At 52.6% G+C, this 18,776-nt stretch carries 15 protein-coding genes; all 15 read left to right on the top strand.

Annotated elements, in window-relative coordinates; genetic code table 11:
* The first annotated feature begins 59 nt into the window (after nucleotides 1–59).
* The 15 genes from ispU to tilS all read left to right on the top strand — a co-directional run bounded on the left by ispU (nucleotide 60) and on the right by tilS (nucleotide 18,752).
* Nucleotides 60–818: a (2E,6E)-farnesyl-diphosphate-specific ditrans,polycis-undecaprenyl-diphosphate synthase gene (ispU, locus tag HV314_RS20490; RefSeq protein WP_003018543.1), complete on the top strand. Its 759-nt coding sequence runs from the start codon at nucleotides 60–62 to the stop codon at nucleotides 816–818.
* Nucleotides 819–830: 12 nt separating this feature from the next.
* Complete coding sequence (gene cdsA, locus HV314_RS20485) at nucleotides 831–1,688, top strand: phosphatidate cytidylyltransferase (protein ID WP_181546264.1); 858 nt, start codon at nucleotides 831–833, stop codon at nucleotides 1,686–1,688.
* A gap of 11 nt (nucleotides 1,689–1,699) precedes the next feature.
* On the top strand, nucleotides 1,700–3,052 hold the full coding sequence (gene rseP / locus HV314_RS20480) for a sigma E protease regulator RseP (protein ID WP_181546566.1): 1,353 nt from the start codon (nucleotides 1,700–1,702) through the stop codon (nucleotides 3,050–3,052).
* A gap of 29 nt (nucleotides 3,053–3,081) precedes the next feature.
* A complete protein-coding gene (bamA, locus tag HV314_RS20475) occupies nucleotides 3,082–5,496 on the top strand; it encodes an outer membrane protein assembly factor BamA (protein WP_151222945.1) in 2,415 nt (804 codons plus the stop codon).
* 122 nt (nucleotides 5,497–5,618) lie between these two features.
* Nucleotides 5,619–6,104 (top strand): molecular chaperone Skp, encoded by a 486-nt coding sequence (skp, locus tag HV314_RS20470; RefSeq protein WP_016151765.1) that lies wholly within the window; start codon nucleotides 5,619–5,621, stop codon nucleotides 6,102–6,104.
* Nucleotides 6,105–6,107: 3 nt separating this feature from the next.
* The gene (gene lpxD / locus HV314_RS20465) at nucleotides 6,108–7,133 is read left to right on the top strand and encodes a UDP-3-O-(3-hydroxymyristoyl)glucosamine N-acyltransferase (RefSeq protein ID WP_046275342.1); all 1,026 of its coding nucleotides are present in this window, start codon (nucleotides 6,108–6,110) and stop codon (nucleotides 7,131–7,133) included.
* Nucleotides 7,134–7,236: 103 nt separating this feature from the next.
* Nucleotides 7,237–7,692, top strand: a complete 456-nt coding sequence (gene fabZ / locus HV314_RS20460) for a 3-hydroxyacyl-ACP dehydratase FabZ (protein ID WP_003018528.1) — start codon at nucleotides 7,237–7,239, stop codon at nucleotides 7,690–7,692.
* A gap of 3 nt (nucleotides 7,693–7,695) precedes the next feature.
* A complete protein-coding gene (lpxA, locus tag HV314_RS20455) occupies nucleotides 7,696–8,484 on the top strand; it encodes an acyl-ACP--UDP-N-acetylglucosamine O-acyltransferase (protein ID WP_003018525.1) in 789 nt (262 codons plus the stop codon).
* On the top strand, nucleotides 8,484–9,632 hold the full coding sequence (lpxB, locus tag HV314_RS20450; protein ID WP_080859352.1) for a lipid-A-disaccharide synthase: 1,149 nt from the start codon (nucleotides 8,484–8,486) through the stop codon (nucleotides 9,630–9,632). The genes lpxA and lpxB overlap by 1 nt, the downstream gene beginning before the upstream one ends.
* The gene (gene rnhB, locus HV314_RS20445) at nucleotides 9,629–10,225 is read left to right on the top strand and encodes a ribonuclease HII (protein WP_019078405.1); all 597 of its coding nucleotides are present in this window, start codon (nucleotides 9,629–9,631) and stop codon (nucleotides 10,223–10,225) included. The genes lpxB and rnhB overlap by 4 nt, the downstream gene beginning before the upstream one ends.
* A 24-nt stretch (nucleotides 10,226–10,249) precedes the next feature.
* The gene (gene dnaE, locus HV314_RS20440; RefSeq protein ID WP_181546564.1) at nucleotides 10,250–13,732 is read left to right on the top strand and encodes a DNA polymerase III subunit alpha; all 3,483 of its coding nucleotides are present in this window, start codon (nucleotides 10,250–10,252) and stop codon (nucleotides 13,730–13,732) included.
* Between the two features lie 12 nt (nucleotides 13,733–13,744).
* Complete coding sequence (gene accA / locus HV314_RS20435; protein WP_003018513.1) at nucleotides 13,745–14,704, top strand: acetyl-CoA carboxylase carboxyl transferase subunit alpha; 960 nt, start codon at nucleotides 13,745–13,747, stop codon at nucleotides 14,702–14,704.
* A gap of 99 nt (nucleotides 14,705–14,803) precedes the next feature.
* Nucleotides 14,804–16,942 (top strand): lysine decarboxylase LdcC, encoded by a 2,139-nt coding sequence (ldcC, locus tag HV314_RS20430; protein ID WP_016151770.1) that lies wholly within the window; start codon nucleotides 14,804–14,806, stop codon nucleotides 16,940–16,942.
* A 66-nt stretch (nucleotides 16,943–17,008) separates the two neighbouring features.
* Nucleotides 17,009–17,398, top strand: coding sequence for a VOC family protein (locus HV314_RS20425; RefSeq protein ID WP_016151771.1), 390 nt, complete (start codon nucleotides 17,009–17,011; stop codon nucleotides 17,396–17,398).
* 61 nt (nucleotides 17,399–17,459) lie between these two features.
* Complete coding sequence (tilS, locus tag HV314_RS20420) at nucleotides 17,460–18,752, top strand: tRNA lysidine(34) synthetase TilS (protein WP_181546562.1); 1,293 nt, start codon at nucleotides 17,460–17,462, stop codon at nucleotides 18,750–18,752.
* Nucleotides 18,753–18,776 lie beyond the last annotated feature (24 nt).

The following is an 18,776-nucleotide window of genomic DNA, read 5'->3' as shown; positions in this document are numbered from 1 at the left end:
GCAAAAGGCTTCAGTATTCCTGAGTACCGTATAATCCTTTCAGGGACTAAAAACGCGTTATGTTGTCTGCAACTAAACCATTAAGCGAAAATTTGCCAGCACATGGTTGTCGCCATGTAGCAATTATCATGGATGGCAATGGCCGCTGGGCGAAAAAGCAAGGGAAGATTCGCGCCTTTGGACATAAGGCCGGAGCAAAGTCCGTCCGCCGGGCTGTCTCTTTTGCTGCCAATAACGGTATTGATGCGTTAACGCTGTATGCCTTTAGCAGTGAGAACTGGAACCGACCTGCGCAGGAAGTGAGCGCGTTAATGGAGCTGTTTGTGTGGGCGCTTGATAGCGAAGTGAAAAACCTGCACCGCCATAACGTACGTCTGCGTATTATCGGGGATATCAGTCGATTTAACTCACGTTTGCAAGAACGGATTCGCAAATCAGAAGCGATTACCGCCCAGAATACCGGGTTGACGCTAAATATTGCAGCGAATTACGGTGGACGGTGGGATATAGTCCAGGGAGTCAGACAACTGGCACAACAGGTGCAGGATGGTCTGCTGCGTCCAGAGCAAATCGATGAAGAGATGCTGGGGCAGCAAATTTGTATGCATGAACTGGCTCCTGTGGATTTAGTGATAAGGACTGGGGGAGAGCATCGAATTAGTAATTTTCTGTTGTGGCAAATTGCTTATGCCGAACTTTACTTTACGGATGTTCTCTGGCCCGATTTCGATGAACAAGACTTTGAAGGTGCGCTGCATGCCTTTGCTAATCGTGAGCGTCGTTTCGGCGGCACCGAGCCCGGTGATGAAAAAGCCTGATGGGGGTCGCTTTTGCTGAAGTATCGCCTGATTTCTGCTTTTGTTTTAATACCCGTTGTCATCGCGGCGCTGTTTTTGCTGCCGCCGGTGGGGTTCGCCATTGTTACGCTGGCCGTCTGTATGCTGGCCGCCTGGGAATGGGGACAGTTAAGCGGTTTTACCACGCGTACGCAGCGAGTCTGGCTGGCTGTTTTGTGCGGGCTATTGCTGGCACTGATGCTATTTTTGTTGCCGGAATACCATCGCAATATTCATCAGCCGCTGGTTGAAGTATCGCTGTGGGCGTCGCTGGGCTGGTGGGGCGTGGCGCTGTTACTGGTGCTGTTTTATCCCGGCTCTGCGTCGGTCTGGCGTAATTCCAAAACATTACGCATAATTTTCGGCGTGTTAACCATAGTCCCTTTCTTTTGGGGAATGCTGGCGCTACGTGCATGGCACTATGATGAGAATCATTATAGTGGCGCGTTATGGCTGCTGTATGTCATGATCCTCGTCTGGGGAGCGGACTCGGGTGCCTATATGTTTGGTAAGCTATTTGGCAAACATAAGCTGGCGCCGAAGGTTTCTCCTGGTAAAACCTGGCAGGGTTTTATTGGCGGACTCGCCACTGCGGCCGTGATCTCATGGGGTTATGGCATGTGGGCGAATCTTGAGGTTGCGCCTGTCACCTTGCTTATTTGCTCCATCGTAGCAGCCCTGGCCTCCGTGCTGGGTGACCTGACCGAGAGTATGTTTAAGCGTGAAGCAGGTATTAAGGACAGTGGTCACTTAATACCAGGACACGGCGGTATTTTGGATCGTATTGATAGCCTGACGGCTGCGGTACCGGTCTTTGCCTGCCTGTTGTTACTGGTATTCAGGACGCTCTAACGGATGGTCTTATGCTGAGTATTCTCTGGAATCTGGCTGCATTCATCGTTGCACTTGGTGTGCTTATCACCGTGCATGAATTTGGTCATTTCTGGGTTGCACGGCGCTGCGGAGTCCGCGTCGAACGCTTTTCCATTGGCTTTGGAAAAGCGCTTTGGCGGCGTACCGATAAATCAGGTACGGAATACGTCATCGCCCTGATTCCCCTCGGCGGTTACGTCAAGATGCTGGATGAGCGCGCTGAACCGGTCGCACCGGAGCTGCGCCATTACGCTTTCAACAATAAAACGGTTGGACAACGCGCAGCCATCATCGCCGCCGGTCCGATTGCCAACTTCCTTTTTGCTATTTTCGCGTATTGGCTGGTGTTTATCATCGGTGTCCCTGGCGTTCGTCCGGTTGTTGGTGAAATAACACCCAACTCGATTGCCGCACAGGCGCAAATTCAGCCGGGTACGGAACTAAAAGCGGTTGATGGTATCGAAACCCCTGATTGGGATGCCGTGCGATTACAACTGGTATCAAAAATTGGCGATGAACATACGACTCTCAGCGTGGCGCAGTTTGGCAGCAACCAGCGGCAGGACAAAACGCTGGATTTACGCCATTGGGCATTTGAGCCAGACAAAGAGGATCCTGTTTCCAGTTTAGGGATTCGCCCGCGCGGTCCGCAGATTGAATCGGTGCTGTCAGAAGTGCAGGTAAACTCCGCTGCAAGTAAGGCGGGTTTGCAAGCTGGCGACAGGATCGTTAAAGTCAATGGTCAGCCGCTGACGCAATGGATGACGTTCGTGACGCTGGTGCGCGATAATCCGGATAAGCCGTTAGCGCTAGATATTGAAAGACAAGGAAGTTCCTTGTCTTTAACGTTAATCCCAGATTCAAAACAGGTTAACGGGAAGGCTGAGGGTTTTGCGGGCGTGGTGCCTAAAGTTATTCCTCTGCCTGATGAGTATAAGACTGTACGCCAGTATGGGCCATTCAGCGCCATCCTCGAAGCCTCGGATAAAACGTGGCAGTTGATGAAGCTGACGGTCAGTATGCTGGGAAAATTGATTACCGGTGATGTAAAACTGAACAACCTCAGTGGGCCGATTTCTATCGCCCAGGGGGCTGGGATGTCAGCGGAGTTCGGGGTTATTTATTACCTGATGTTCCTTGCGCTTATCAGCGTGAACTTAGGGATAATCAACCTGTTTCCGTTGCCCGTTCTTGACGGGGGGCATCTGCTGTTCCTGGCGATTGAAAAGCTGAAGGGCGGTCCGGTATCCGAGCGGGTTCAAGACTTTAGTTATCGCATTGGCTCTATCTTGCTGGTGTTGTTAATGGGGCTTGCACTTTTCAATGATTTCTCTCGGTTGTAAGAGAGTGTTAGGAAGAACGCATAATAACGATGGCGATGAAAAAGTTGCTCATAGCGTCGCTGCTGTTTAGCAGCGCCACCGTATACGGTGCTGAAGGGTTCGTAGTGAAGGACATTCATTTCGAAGGCCTACAGCGAGTCGCCGTTGGTGCGGCTCTCCTCAGTATGCCGGTGCGCACAGGCGACACGGTTAATGATGAAGACATCAGTAATACCATTCGTGCTCTGTTCGCCACCGGTAACTTTGAGGATGTCCGCGTCCTGCGCGATGGTGATACCCTTCTGGTTCAGGTAAAAGAACGTCCGACGATTGCCAGCATTACTTTCTCCGGTAACAAATCGGTGAAAGATGACATGCTCAAGCAAAACCTCGAGGCTTCTGGTGTGCGTGTTGGCGAGTCTCTGGATCGCACCACGCTAGCCGATATCGAAAAAGGGCTGGAAGATTTCTACTATAGCGTCGGTAAGTACAGCGCCAGTGTGAAAGCGGTGGTAACGCCGTTGCCGCGTAACCGCGTTGACCTCAAGCTGGTCTTCCAGGAAGGCGTTTCGGCGAAGATCCAACAGATCAATATCGTCGGCAACCATGCTTTCTCGACCGACGAACTGATCTCTCACTTCCAACTGCGTGATGAAGTGCCGTGGTGGAACGTGGTGGGCGATCGTAAATACCAGAAACAGAAACTGGCGGGCGATCTTGAAACCTTGCGCAGCTACTATCTGGATCGCGGTTATGCTCGCTTCAATATCGATTCCACCCAGGTTAGCCTGACGCCGGATAAAAAAGGTATCTACATTACCGTTAACATCACTGAAGGCGATCAATACAAGCTTTCAGGGGTACAGGTGAGCGGTAACCTGGCTGGGCACTCCGCCGAAATTGAGACCCTGACCAAAATCGAGCCAGGCGAACTCTATAACGGCACCAAAGTGACCAAAATGGAAGATGATATCAAGAAGCTTCTGGGTCGCTATGGCTATGCCTATCCGCGCGTACAGTCGCAACCTGAAATCAACGACGCCGACAAAACCGTTAAATTACGCGTAAACGTAGATGCAGGTAACCGTTTCTACGTGCGTAAGATTCGTTTTGAAGGTAACGACACCTCTAAAGATTCCGTTCTGCGTCGCGAAATGCGCCAGATGGAAGGTGCCTGGTTGGGTAGTGATCTGGTTGATCAGGGTAAAGAGCGTCTGAACCGTCTGGGTTACTTTGAAACTGTCGATACCGATACTCAGCGTGTACCGGGTAGGCCGGATCAGGTTGATGTGGTCTATAAGGTTAAAGAGCGTAACACCGGTAGCTTTAACTTCGGCGTTGGTTACGGTACTGAAAGCGGCGTGAGCTTCCAGGCTGGCGTTCAGCAAGATAACTGGTTAGGTACCGGTTATTCAGTCGGGATCAACGGCACCAAAAACGACTATCAGACCTATACTGAGTTGTCTGTCACCAACCCATATTTCACCGTTGATGGGGTGAGCCTTGGTGGTCGCGTTTTCTACAATGACTTTAAAGCGGATGATGCAGACCTGTCCGACTATACCAACAAAAGTTATGGTACTGACGCAACGCTCGGCTTCCCGATCAACGAATACAACACCTTGCGTGCGGGTGTGGGTTATGTGCATAACTCCTTGTCTAACATGGATCCACAGGTTGCAATGCAACGTTATCTGGTTTCAATGGGTAAGGATCCTGACGCTGATAGCTTTAAATCAGACGATTTCACCTTCAACTATGGGTGGACATATAACAAGCTGGACCGTGGGTACTTCCCAACGGAAGGTACGCGTGTCAACCTGAACGGTAAAGTAACCATTCCGGGTTCTGACAACGAATACTACAAAGCGACGTTGGATACCGCGACCTATGTGCCGATCGATGACGATCACAAATGGGTTGTTCTGGGTCGCACGAAGTGGGGCTATGGTGACGGCATCGGCAGCAAAGAGATGCCGTTCTACGAGAACTTCTATGCGGGTGGTTCCAGCACCGTGCGTGGTTTCCAGTCCAACACCATCGGTCCAAAGGCTGTCTATTTACCGGCTAATCGTTATAACAACGATAGCGATTACGATAACGAATGTGACGCCACCAATACTTCACCGTGTAAATCGGATGATGCGGTGGGCGGTAACGCCATGGCTGTCGCCAGCCTGGAATTTATTACCCCGACGCCGTTTATCAGCGACAAGTATGCCAACTCGGTCCGTACCTCATTCTTCTGGGATATGGGTACCGTTTGGGATACGAACTGGGATTCAGCTAAGTACTCTGGTTATCCGGACTACAGCGATCCGAACAATATCCGTATGTCAGCGGGTATCGCTTTACAATGGATGTCCCCATTGGGGCCGTTGGTTTTCTCCTACGCCCAGCCGTTCAAGAAGTACGATGGAGACAAAGCGGAACAGTTCCAGTTTAACATTGGTAAAACCTGGTAATTGTTCTTCGCAAAGGAATGTAGTGGTAGTGTAGCGATGACTTTAGGCGATCTTGCATGGGATCGCCTGGCCACGCAAAGAACTGTACCTTCGGGTGCAAATGGGATGGTAAGGAGTTAATTGTGAAAAAGTGGTTATTAGCTGCAGGTCTCGGTTTAGCGATGGCAACGTCCGCACAGGCTGCTGACAAAATTGCAATCGTCAACATGGGTAGCTTGTTCCAACAGGTTGCACAGAAGACGGGCGTTTCTGCTACGCTGGAAAACGAGTTCAAAGGCCGTGCCAGCGAACTGCAGCGTATGGAATCTGATCTGCAATCTAAAATGCAGCGTCTGCAATCCATGAAAGCGGGTAGCGATCGTACCAAGCTGGAAAAAGACGTCATGGCTCAGCGTCAGACTTTCTCTCAGAAAGCTCAGGCTTTTGAGCAGGATCGTGCGCGTCGTTCCAACGAAGAACGTGGCAAACTGGTTACTCGTATCCAGACAGCTGTGAAATCTGTTGCTAACAGTCAGAGCATCGATCTGGTTGTTGACGCAAACACCGTTGCATACAACAGCAGCGATGTAAAAGACATCACCGCTGACGTACTGAAACAGGTTAAATAAGTAATGCCTTCAATTCGACTGGCTGATTTAGCAGAGCAGTTGGATGCAGAATTACACGGTGATGGCGATATCGTCATCACCGGCGTAGCGTCCATGCAATCTGCGCAAACTGGCAATATCACGTTCATGGTGAATCCTAAGTACCGTGAACACTTAGGCGTATGCCAGGCCTCTGCCGTTGTGATGACGCAGGACGATCTTCCTTTTGCTAAGAGTGCTGCGCTGGTAGTGAAGAATCCCTACCTGACCTATGCACGTATGGCGCAAATCTTAGATACCACGCCGCAGCCCGCACAAAACATTGCACCGAGTGCAGTGATCGATGCGACGGCGAAGCTGGGTAATAATGTTTCTGTGGGCGCAAATGCGGTCATTGAGTCTGGCGTAGAACTGGGCGATAACGTCGTTATCGGCGCAGGCTGCTTCGTCGGAAAAAATACTAAAATCGGCGCAGGTTCACGCTTGTGGGCGAATGTGACGATTTACCACGACATTCAGATCGGTGAGAATTGCCTGATCCAGTCCAGCACTGTCGTCGGATCTGATGGATTTGGTTACGCGAACGATCGCGGTAACTGGGTGAAGATCCCGCAGCTTGGTCGCGTGATTATCGGCGATCGCGTCGAGATCGGCGCTTGTACCACCATTGACCGTGGTGCGCTGGACGATACTGTGATCGGTAATGGTGTTATCATTGATAACCAGTGCCAGATTGCGCATAACGTTGTGATTGGCGACAATACGGCGGTAGCCGGTGGCGTCATTATGGCGGGTAGCCTGAAGATTGGCCGTTACTGCATGATTGGCGGCGCCAGCGTGATCAATGGGCATATGGAAATATGCGATAAAGTCACGGTTACTGGCATGGGTATGGTGATGCGTCCTATCACCGAATCTGGCGTCTATTCCTCAGGCATTCCGCTACAACCCAATAAGGTATGGCGTAAAACAGCTGCACTGGTGATGAATATTGATGATATGAGCAAGCGTCTCAAAGCGATTGAGCGCAAGGTTAATCAACAAGACTAAAGCACCGTTTTTGCATGTCTGACTTTTCGGCCTGTCCCATTCATACGATTGCGACAGGCCGTGTTATTATTGCCTTTTAGTATATTTTGACAGGAAGAGTATTTTGACTACTAACACTCATACTCTGCATATTGAAGAGATTTTAGAACTTCTGCCGCACCGTTTTCCGTTTCTGCTGGTTGACCGCGTGCTGGATTTTGAAGAAGGTCGCTTTCTGCGCGCAGTGAAAAATGTATCTGTTAACGAGCCTTTCTTCCAGGGCCACTTCCCGGGTAAACCTATTTTCCCAGGCGTACTGATTCTGGAAGCAATGGCGCAGGCCACTGGTATCCTCGCGTTTAAAAGCGTAGGGAAACTGGAACCAGGTGAACTGTACTATTTTGCGGGTATTGACGAAGCGCGCTTTAAGCGTCCTGTCGTGCCAGGCGATCAGATGATCATGGAAGTGACTTTCGAGAAAACGCGCCGCGGCCTGACCCGTTTTAAAGGGGTTGCGCTGGTCGACGGTAAAGTTGTGTGCGAAGCAACGATGATGTGTGCCCGTAGCCGGGAGGCCTGATACGTGATTGATAAATCCGCCTTTATTCACCCAACCGCCATTGTGGAAGAAGGCGCCAGCATTGGCGCTAACGCTCACATTGGCCCATTTTGTATTGTTGGACCCCATGTTGAAATTGGTGAGGGTACCGTACTGAAGTCTCACGTTGTCGTGAATGGCCATACAAAAATTGGTCGCGATAACGAGATCTATCAGTTTGCCTCCATCGGTGAAGTTAACCAGGATCTGAAATATGCTGGCGAACCGACCCGCGTGGAAATTGGCGATCGCAACCGCATCCGCGAAAGCGTCACCATTCATCGTGGCACAGTGCAGGGCGGTGGAGTGACGAAGGTGGGCAGCGATAACTTACTGATGATTAATGCGCACGTCGCGCATGATTGTACGGTAGGCAACCGCTGTATTCTGGCGAATAACGCCACGCTTGCCGGGCATGTGTCGCTGGATGATTTTGTTATCATCGGCGGTATGACTGCGGTGCATCAGTTCTGCATCATCGGCGCGCATGTGATGGTTGGTGGCTGTTCTGGCGTTGCTCAGGACGTGCCTCCATACGTTATCGCCCAAGGCAACCACGCAACGCCATTTGGCGTCAATATCGAAGGTCTGAAGCGTCGTGGATTCACCCGCGAAGCGATTACCGCGATTCGTAATGCCTACAAAGCGTTGTACCGTAGCGGTAAAACGCTGGAAGAAGTGAAACCGGAAATCGCGGAACTGGCGAAACAGTACCCTGAAGTTCAGGCTTTCAGCGACTTCTTTGAGCGCTCAACGCGTGGTCTGATTCGTTAATGACTGAGCAGCGTCCTTTAACGATTGCCCTCGTCGCCGGAGAAACCTCCGGCGATATTCTTGGTGCAGGGTTAATTCGTGCACTCAAGGCTCGCGTTCCCAATGCGCGTTTTGTTGGCGTGGCGGGTCCGCTGATGCAGGCCGAAGGCTGTGAAGCCTGGTACGAAATGGAAGAGCTGGCGGTAATGGGCATTGTTGAAGTGCTCGGACGCCTGCGCCGTTTACTGCAAATACGCGCCGATCTCACTCGCCGATTTACCGACTTAAAGCCGGATGTTTTCGTCGGTATTGATGCGCCTGATTTCAATATTACCCTCGAAGGGAATTTGAAAAAGCAGGGCATTAAAACCATTCATTACGTCAGCCCCTCTGTGTGGGCCTGGCGACAGAAACGCGTTTTCAAAATAGGCAGATCCACCAATATGGTGCTGGCCTTTCTGCCTTTCGAAAAAGCGTTTTATGACAAATTTAACGTCCCGTGCCGCTTTATCGGTCATACCATGGCAGATGCCATGCCGTTGGACCCGGATAAAAACGCGGCTCGCGATGTTCTGGGTATTCCCCATGACGCTCACTGCCTGGCGCTATTGCCAGGAAGCCGTGGCGCAGAAGTGGAGATGCTCAGCGCCGATTTTCTGAAAACGGCGCAGTTGTTACGCCAGCATTATCCAGATCTCGAAGTGGTAGTGCCGTTGGTGAATGCCAAACGTCGCGAGCAGTTTGAGCGCATTAAAGCTGAAGTTGCACCGGAGCTTTCCGTACATCTGCTTAATGGGATGGGACGTGAAGCGATGGTTGCCAGCGATGCCGCACTGCTGGCTTCTGGCACCGCTGCGCTGGAATGTATGCTGGCAAAATGCCCGATGGTGGTTGGCTATCGTATGAAACCTTTCACCTTTTGGCTGGCAAAGCGTCTGGTGAAGACCGATTACGTTTCGCTACCTAACCTGCTGGCGGGAAGAGAACTGGTTAAAGAGCTGTTGCAGGAAGAGTGCGAACCGCAGGCGCTGTCGCAAGCGCTGTTGCCGTTGCTGGCGAATGGCAAAACCAGCCATGCAATGCACGACACATTCCGTGAACTGCATCAGCAGATCCGTTGCAACGCTGATGAGCAGGCGGCGGATGCGGTCCTGGAGTTAGCGCAATGATTGAATTTGTATATCCGCATACGCATTTAGTGGCGGGTGTAGATGAAGTTGGACGTGGTCCTTTAGTCGGCGCGGTCGTCACTGCCGCCGTCATTCTGGATCCGGCTCGCCCTATTATCGGTCTTAACGACTCAAAAAAACTGTCGGAAAAACGTCGCCTGGCGCTATTCGATGAGATTAAAGAAAAAGCGTTAAGCTGGAGCCTGGGGCGTGCTGAACCACATGAAATCGACGAGTTGAATATTTTACATGCCACTATGCTGGCCATGCAGCGTGCGGTTGCGGGTCTGCATATAGCGCCGGAATACGTACTGATCGACGGCAATCGTTGCCCGGCATTACCGGTGCCATCGCTGGCGGTGGTAAAAGGTGATAGCCGTGTGGCGGAGATTAGCGCGGCGTCGATACTGGCAAAAGTCACTCGTGATGCTGAAATGGCGGCCCTGGATACGGTGTTCCCGCAGTATGGCTTTGCACAGCACAAAGGCTATCCAACCGCTTTTCATCTGGAAAAGTTGGCAATGCATGGCGCAACAGAGCACCATCGCCGTAGTTTTGGCCCCGTCAAACGCGCACTGGGACTCACGTCCTGATTCTTGTGTCGAAGGAATCTGAAGATGTCTGAACCTCGTTTCGTCCACCTGCGGGTGCACAGCGACTACTCCATGATCGATGGGCTGGCGAAAACCGGGCCGCTGGTGAAAAAGGCGGCCGCGTTAGGCATGCCTGCGCTGGCGATCACCGATTTTACCAACCTGTGTGGTCTGGTGAAGTTTTACGGAGCGGGTCACGGTGCGGGTATCAAGCCGATAGTTGGCGCAGATTTTCATGTCCGTAGCGAGCTGCTGGGCGATGAACTCACGCAGCTCACCGTGCTGGCCGCAAACAATACCGGCTATCAGAACCTGACGTTGTTGATATCGAAAGCCTATCAGCGAGGTTATGGCGCAGAAGGGCCGGTCATCGACCGGGATTGGCTGGCCGAGTTAAAAGAAGGTTTGATTTTGCTCTCCGGCGGCCGCATGGGCGACGTCGGGCGCAGCCTGCTGCGCGGTAATAACGCGCTGGTTGATGAGTGCGTAGCGTTTTACGAAGAACATTTTCCAAATTGCTATTTCCTCGAGCTTATCCGTACCGGCAGACAAGATGAAGAAAATTATCTGCATGCAGCGGTAGAGCTGGCAGAAAGGTGTGGTCTTCCGGTGGTGGCGACCAACGATGTTCGTTTCCTTGAAACCGGTGATTTTGACGCGCATGAAATCCGCGTGGCAATCCACGACGGGTTCACCCTTGACGACCCGAAACGCCCGCGTAATTATTCGCCGCAGCAGTACATGCGTAGCGAAGATGAGATGTGCGAGCTGTTTTCCGATATTCCGGAAGCGCTGCAAAACACCGTTGAGATAGCTAAGCGCTGTAACGTGACGGTACGTCTGGGTGAGTATTTCCTGCCACAGTTCCCGACCGGTGATATGACCACCGAGGATTTCCTCGTGGCGAAATCGCGCGAAGGTCTGGAAGAGCGTCTGGCGTTTTTGTTCCCGGACCCTGAAGTTCGCGCCCAGAAGCGCCCGCCTTATGACGAACGTCTGGAAGTTGAACTTAAAGTTATCAACCAGATGGGATTTCCTGGCTACTTCCTGATCGTGATGGAATTTATCCAGTGGTCGAAAGATAACGGCGTACCGGTAGGCCCTGGACGTGGTTCCGGTGCCGGCTCGCTTGTCGCCTATGCGCTGAAAATTACCGACCTGGATCCGCTGGAATTTGACCTGCTGTTCGAACGATTCCTGAACCCGGAACGTGTCTCAATGCCCGACTTCGACGTTGACTTCTGTATGGAGAAACGCGACCGGGTAATTGAACACGTGGCGGAAATGTACGGTCGTGATGCGGTTTCGCAGATTATTACCTTCGGTACGATGGCGGCCAAAGCGGTTATCCGCGACGTGGGGCGCGTGCTGGGACACCCGTACGGCTTCGTTGACCGTATTTCGAAACTGGTGCCGCCCGATCCGGGCATGACGCTGGCAAAAGCCTTTGAAGCCGAACCCCAACTGCCGGAAATTTATGAGGCAGATGAAGAGGTTAAAGCGCTGATCGATATGGCGCGTAAGCTGGAAGGCGTCACGCGTAACGCCGGTAAACACGCCGGTGGTGTAGTTATCGCGCCGACCAAAATTACAGATTTTGCGCCGCTGTACTGCGATGAACAGGGGCTGCACCCGGTTACTCAGTTTGATAAGAACGACGTGGAATATGCCGGCCTTGTGAAGTTCGACTTCCTCGGCCTGCGTACGCTCACCATCATCAACTGGGCGCTGGAAATGATTAACGCGCGCCGTGAAAAGAACGGCGAGCCGCCGCTGGATATCGCCGCTATCCCGCTGGATGACAAGAAAAGCTTCGACATGCTGCAACGCTCGGAGACCACGGCGGTCTTCCAGCTTGAATCCCGCGGCATGAAAGATCTTATCAAACGTCTGCAGCCTGACTGCTTCGAAGATATGATCGCCCTGGTGGCCCTGTTCCGTCCTGGTCCGCTACAGTCGGGGATGGTAGATAACTTTATCGACCGTAAGCATGGTCGCGAAGAGATTTCCTACCCGGACGTACAATGGCAGCATGAGTGTCTGAAACCGGTACTGGAGCCGACCTACGGCATTATCCTGTATCAGGAACAGGTTATGCAGATTGCTCAGGAGCTGTCCGGATATACCCTTGGCGGTGCGGACATGTTGCGTCGTGCGATGGGTAAGAAAAAGCCGGAAGAGATGGCTAAGCAGCGCGGCACCTTTGAAGAAGGGGCGAAAAAGCGCGGCGTCGACGGCGAACTGGCGATGAAAATCTTTGACCTGGTGGAGAAATTCGCCGGTTACGGATTTAACAAATCGCACTCCGCTGCCTATGCGCTGGTCTCTTACCAGACGCTATGGCTGAAGGCGCATTACCCCGCCGAGTTTATGGCGGCGGTAATGACCGCCGATATGGATAACACCGAGAAAGTGGTCGGGCTGGTGGATGAATGCTGGCGTATGGGGCTCAAAATCCTGCCGCCGGATATCAACTCCGGGCTTTATCATTTTCACGTGAATGATGATGGCGAAATTGTCTATGGCATCGGCGCGATAAAAGGCGTGGGTGAAGGGCCAATTGAAGCTATTATTGAGGCGCGCAACGAAGGCGGTTACTTCCGCGAGCTGTTTGATCTCTGTGCGCGCACGGACATCAAAAAACTCAACCGCCGGGTGCTGGAAAAGTTAATCATGTCCGGGGCGTTTGACCGCCTTGGTCCGCATCGTGCGGCGCTGATGAATTCGCTCAACGATGCGCTAAAAGCCGCCGATCAGCATGCGAAAGCCGAGGCAACGGGTCAGGCGGACATGTTTGGCGTGCTGGCTGAAGAGCCGGAACAAATTGAACAGTCTTATGCTAACTGTACACCGTGGCCGGAGCAGGTGGTATTAGAAGGGGAACGTGAAACGTTAGGGCTTTACCTGACGGGACACCCCATCAACCAGTATTTAAAAGAAATTGAGCGCTATGTTGGAGGCCACAGGCTGAAAGACATGCATCCGACAGAACGTGGTAAAGTCACCATGGCTGCGGGGCTCGTCATTGCTGCGCGGGTAATGGTCACCAAGCGCGGCAATCGTATCGGCATCTGTACCCTGGATGACCGTTCCGGGCGTCTGGAAGTTATGTTGTTTACCGACGCCCTGGATAAATACCAGCAATTGCTGGAAAAAGACCGCATACTTATCGTCAGCGGACAGGTCAGCTTTGATGACTTCAGCGGCGGGCTTAAAATGATGGCCCGTGAAGTCATGGATATTGACGAAGCCCGGGAAAAATATGCTCGCGGGCTTGCTATCTCGCTGACGGACAGGCAAATTGATGACCAGCTTTTAAACCGACTCCGTCAGTCTCTGGAACCCCACCGCTCGGGGACAATTCCAGTACATCTCTACTATCAGAGGGCGGATGCACGTGCGCGATTGCGTTTTGGCGCAACGTGGCGTGTCTCTCCGAGCGATCGTTTGCTAAACGATCTCCGTGGCCTTATTGGTTCGGAGCAGGTGGAACTGGAGTTTGACTAATACAGGAATACTATGAGTCTGAATTTCCTTGATTTTGAACAGCCGATTGCAGAGCTGGAAGCAAAAATCGATTCTCTGACTGCGGTTAGCCGTCAGGATGAGAAACTGGATATTAACATCGATGAAGAAGTGCATCGTCTGCGTGAAAAAAGCGTAGAGCTGACGCGTAAAATCTTCGCCGATCTTGGCGCATGGCAGGTAGCCCAACTGGCGCGCCATCCACAGCGTCCGTACACCCTGGATTATGTCCGCCTGGCATTTGATGAATTTGATGAGCTGGCGGGCGATCGTGCCTATGCGGATGATAAAGCTATTGTCGGCGGCATCGCGCGTCTGGATGGTCGTCCGGTGATGATCATTGGTCATCAGAAAGGCCGTGAGACCAAAGAAAAAATTCGTCGTAATTTCGGCATGCCGGCACCGGAAGGCTATCGCAAAGCGCTGCGTCTGATGGAAATGGCCGAGCGTTTCAATATGCCGATCATTACCTTCATCGACACCCCAGGGGCTTATCCGGGCGTGGGCGCGGAAGAACGTGGTCAGTCTGAAGCGATTGCGCGCAACCTGCGTGAAATGTCGCGTCTGAGCGTACCGGTAATCTGCACCGTTATTGGTGAAGGTGGTTCCGGCGGCGCGCTGGCGATCGGCGTAGGCGATAAAGTGAATATGCTGCAATACAGCACCTATTCCGTTATCTCCCCGGAAGGCTGTGCCTCCATTCTGTGGAAAAGCGCCGACAAAGCGCCGCTGGCCGCAGAAGCGATGGGGATTATCGCGCCGCGTCTGAAAGAGCTGAAGCTTATCGACTCTATCATCCCGGAACCGCTGGGCGGCGCGCACCGCAACCCGGAAGTGATGGCTGCGTCCCTGAAAGCACAGCTGCTGGCCGATCTCGCCGATCTCGACGTGTTAAGCAAAGATGATTTGAAAAACCGTCGTTACCAGCGTCTGATGAGCTACGGTTACGCGTAAACTGCATTAATTCTGAAAAGGGCCACAACGCTGTGGCCCTTTTTTTTACCTGTGGTTTCACCAGGCTATGATTAACTAAGGTTTTTCCAGGAGGAACGCATGAATATCATTGCCATCATGGGACCGCATGGCGTCTTTTATAAAGATGAGCCCATCAAGGAACTTGAGCGTGCGCTGCAACAGCAGGGGTTTCAGATTATCTGGCCGCAGAATAGCGTCGACCTGCTTAAGTTTATCGAACATAACCCACGAATTTGCGGTGTCATTTTTGACTGGGATGAATACAGTCTGGATCTGTGCAGTGACATCAACCAGCTCAACGAGTATCTCCCGCTCTACGCCTTTATTAATACTCATTCGACGATGGATGTCAGCGCACACGACCTGCGCATGGCGCTGTGGTTTTTTGAGTATGCGCTGGGCCAGTCTGAAGATATTGCAACCCGCATCCGTCAGTACACCAGCGAATACCTCGATAACATCACGCCTCCTTTCACCAAGGCGTTGTTTACCTATGTGAAGGAAGGAAAGTACACCTTCTGCACGCCCGGACATATGGCGGGAACGGCGTATCAGAAAAGCCCGGTAGGCTGCCTGTTCTATGATTTCTTTGGCGGCAATACGCTGAAGGCCGACGTGTCTATTTCCGTGACTGAACTCGGATCGCTGCTGGATCATACTGGCCCGCATCTGGAAGCGGAGGAGTATATCGCGCGCACCTTTGGCGCCGAGCAGAGCTATATGGTGACCAACGGCACCTCGACGTCGAACAAGATTGTCGGCATGTATGCCGCGCCTTCAGGCAGTACGCTACTGATTGATCGCAACTGCCATAAGTCGCTGGCGCATTTGCTCATGATGAGCGATGTGGTGCCAATCTGGCTGAAGCCTACGCGCAATGCGCTGGGGATCCTCGGCGGTATACCTCGTCGGGAATTCACCCGCGCAAGCATTGAACGCAAGGTAGAAGAGACCCCTCAGGCGCTATGGCCGGTACACGCGGTGATCACCAACTCCACCTATGACGGCCTGTTGTATAACACTAACTGGATCAAGCAAACCCTGGATGTGCCCTCCATTCATTTTGATTCTGCCTGGGTGCCGTATACCCATTTTCACCCGATCTATCAGGGGAAAAGCGGGATGAGCGGCGAACGGGTGCCGGGGAAAGTGATTTTTGAAACCCAGTCAACCCACAAGATGCTGGCGGCACTATCACAGGCTTCTCTGATCCACATTAAGGGCGACTACGACGAAGAGACGTTCAACGAAGCCTTTATGATGCACACTTCCACTTCCCCGAGCTACCCGATTGTCGCGTCGATAGAAACGGCGGCGGCAATGCTGCGTGGCAATTCAGGCAAGCGGTTGATCAATCGTTCGGTGGAGCGGGCGCTGCATTTCCGTAAAGAAGTGCAGCGGCTACGCGAAGAGTCGGATGGCTGGTTCTTTGATATCTGGCAGCCGGAAAGGGTAGATGAAGCGGAGTGCTGGCCGGTAGCGCCTGGTGAAGACTGGCACGGATTTGTTGATGCTGACGCCGACCATATGTTCCTCGACCCGGTGAAGGTCACCATTCTTACGCCGGGAATGGATGAACAGGGAAATATGAGTGAAGAGGGGATCCCTGCGGCGCTGGTGGCGAAATTCCTTGATGAGCGCGGCGTCGTTGTCGAGAAAACGGGACCGTATAATCTGTTGTTCCTTTTCAGTATTGGCATTGATAAAACCCGGGCGATGGGGCTACTGCGCGGCCTGACGGAATTTAAACGCTCGTACGATCTGAATTTACGCGTGAAAAATATGCTGCCGGATCTGTATGCCGAGGATCCCGATTTCTATCGTAATATGCGTATTCAGGATCTGGCGCAGGGGATCCATAAGCTGATCCGCCAGCACGATCTCTCCGGGCTGATGCTGCGGGCATTTGATACCTTACCGGAAATGAAAATGACCCCGCACCAGGCCTGGCAGCGGCAGATCAAAGGTGAGGTCGAAACGGTGGCGCTCGATCAACTGGTGGGGCGCATTTCTGCCAATATGATTCTGCCTTATCCTCCCGGTGTGCCGCTCTTGATGCCCGGGGAAATGATCACGGCCAAAAGTCGGGCTGTACTCGATTTTCTGCTGATGTTGTGTTCAGTGGGCCATCACTATCCTGGATTTGAAACCGATATCCATGGCGCTAAACTGGGTGAAGATGGCGTGTATCGCGTGCGAGTCCTAAAAATGGCATGACGACTTGCGTGAACCCATTACGCACGAGTAACGTGCTGGCAGAAAAACGAAAGAGGTGATGACGCTATGCTGGGATTAAAACAGGTTCACCATATTGCCATTATTGCGACGGACTACGCGGCGAGTAAGGCATTTTACTGTGATGTGCTGGGCTTTACGCTAATCAGCGAAGCCTACCGGGAAGAACGTGACTCGTGGAAGGGGGATCTGGCATTGAACGGTCAGTATGTGATTGAGCTTTTTTCTTTTCCATTTCCGCCTTGCCGTCCGAGTCGACCGGAAGCCTGCGGTTTACGCCATCTGGCGTTCAGCGTAGATGACGTGGAAAAAGCGATCGCGCATCTGGAAGCTCACCACGTGAAGTGCGAATCCGTGCGTATCGATCCGTTTACCGGCAAACGCTTTACGTTTTTTAACGATCCGGACGGATTACCGCTCGAACTGTACGAGCTGTAAGTCTTATCATTGTGGCATTAGTCCGGCAATGTGCCGGGCAATGCCATTGTAAGTAACCATCATGACGACACTCACGCTGAACACTTCACTGCTAAATTCTCAATCGATTCTGGTCGCCTTTAGCGGCGGGCTGGACTCCACCGTGCTGCTGCATCAACTGGTACTGTGGCGAGCGCAAAATCCTGAGGTTGCCTTGCGCGCAATCCATATTCATCACGGATTAAGCCCGCAGGCAGACAGTTGGGTGCAACACTGTGAGTCGGTATGCGCACAGTGGCAGGTGCCGCTGGTGGTTGAACGGGTCCATCTTGAGGATGATGGTTTGGGCATCGAAGCTCAGGCGCGACGCGCGCGCTATCAGGCATTTGCGCAGACCTTACTACCGGGTGAAGTGCTGATGACCGCCCAGCATCTCGACGACCAGTGTGAAACCTTTCTACTGGCGCTTAAGCGCGGCAGTGGTCCTGCCGGGCTTTCCGCCATGGGCGAAAGCTCACCATTTGCCGGAACCAAACTGATTCGACCGCTGCTGGCGCAAACGCGAGAGGCGCTTGAAGCATGGGCGCGACAGCATGAATTATGCTGGATCGAAGATGAAAGTAATCAGGATGATGCCTACGATCGCAATTTTCTCAGATTGCGCGTTACCCCGTTGCTCCAACAACGATGGCCGCACTTCGCGCAAGCCGTAGCCCGTAGCGCCGCGCTGTGCGCCGAGCAGGAGAGTTTACTGGATGAACTGCTGGCCAATGATTTAGCCGACTGCGTGACTGCCCAAGGCACACTGTTACTGGCACCGTTAATGATGATGAGTGGCGTGCGGCGTGCCGCTCTGCTTCGTCGCTGGTTGGCGGGGGTAAATGCACCGATGCCTTCCCGGGACGGGCTGGAACGTATCTGGCAGGAAGTGGCGTTGGCGCGAGAAGATGCTTCCCCCTGTTTTCGTCTAGGAGAATATGAGGTCCGTCGCTATCAGTCACAGCTATGGTGGGTTAAATCGGTCGACGGGCAAAGCGAAACAGTCATCCCGTGGTCATGCCGGGAAACGCCGTTGACGCTGCCAGCTGGGTTAGGCTCGGTGCAGCTAATCTCTGCTGGCGAATTGCGCATGCCGCAAGCAGGTGAAGCCGTCAGTATTCGTTTTAAAGCGCCAGGCGTATTGCATATTGTCGGGCGTAACGGTGGACGTAAATTAAAGAAAATCTGGCAGGAGCAGGGGATCCCGCCCTGGCGACGAGATACCACGCCGTTGTTGTTTTACGGTGAAACGTTGATTGCGGCTGCGGGTGTTTTTGTGACGCGTGAGGGTGCGGCGGTAGATGAAGAAGGTATGAGTCTGATTTGGCATGCCTGATGGCGGTGCGATTATCAGGCCTGG

Origin of the sequence: Citrobacter sp. RHBSTW-00887 (genome assembly GCF_013728095.1) — a bacterium.
In the GTDB taxonomy this organism is placed as follows: Bacteria; Pseudomonadota; Gammaproteobacteria; order Enterobacterales; family Enterobacteriaceae; genus Citrobacter; species Citrobacter braakii.
Note: the sequence above shows the minus strand (reverse complement) of the source record. Positions and strands in the feature narration are given on the sequence as shown.

What these genes read in the sequence shown, in the direction of transcription:
- ispU (WP_003018543.1), top strand. Translation starts at nt 60, where the DNA reads ATGTTGTCTGCAACTAAACCATTAAGCGAAAATTTGCCAGCACATGGT.
- rseP (WP_181546566.1), top strand. Translation starts at nt 1,700, where the DNA reads ATGCTGAGTATTCTCTGGAATCTGGCTGCATTCATCGTTGCACTTGGT.
- bamA (WP_151222945.1), top strand. Translation starts at nt 3,082, where the DNA reads ATGGCGATGAAAAAGTTGCTCATAGCGTCGCTGCTGTTTAGCAGCGCC.
- lpxD (WP_046275342.1), top strand. Translation starts at nt 6,108, where the DNA reads ATGCCTTCAATTCGACTGGCTGATTTAGCAGAGCAGTTGGATGCAGAA.
- lpxB (WP_080859352.1), top strand. Translation starts at nt 8,484, where the DNA reads ATGACTGAGCAGCGTCCTTTAACGATTGCCCTCGTCGCCGGAGAAACC.
- rnhB (WP_019078405.1), top strand. Translation starts at nt 9,629, where the DNA reads ATGATTGAATTTGTATATCCGCATACGCATTTAGTGGCGGGTGTAGAT.
- dnaE (WP_181546564.1), top strand. Translation starts at nt 10,250, where the DNA reads ATGTCTGAACCTCGTTTCGTCCACCTGCGGGTGCACAGCGACTACTCC.
- accA (WP_003018513.1), top strand. Translation starts at nt 13,745, where the DNA reads ATGAGTCTGAATTTCCTTGATTTTGAACAGCCGATTGCAGAGCTGGAA.
- ldcC (WP_016151770.1), top strand. Translation starts at nt 14,804, where the DNA reads ATGAATATCATTGCCATCATGGGACCGCATGGCGTCTTTTATAAAGAT.
- HV314_RS20425 (WP_016151771.1), top strand. Translation starts at nt 17,009, where the DNA reads ATGCTGGGATTAAAACAGGTTCACCATATTGCCATTATTGCGACGGAC.
- tilS (WP_181546562.1), top strand. Translation starts at nt 17,460, where the DNA reads ATGACGACACTCACGCTGAACACTTCACTGCTAAATTCTCAATCGATT.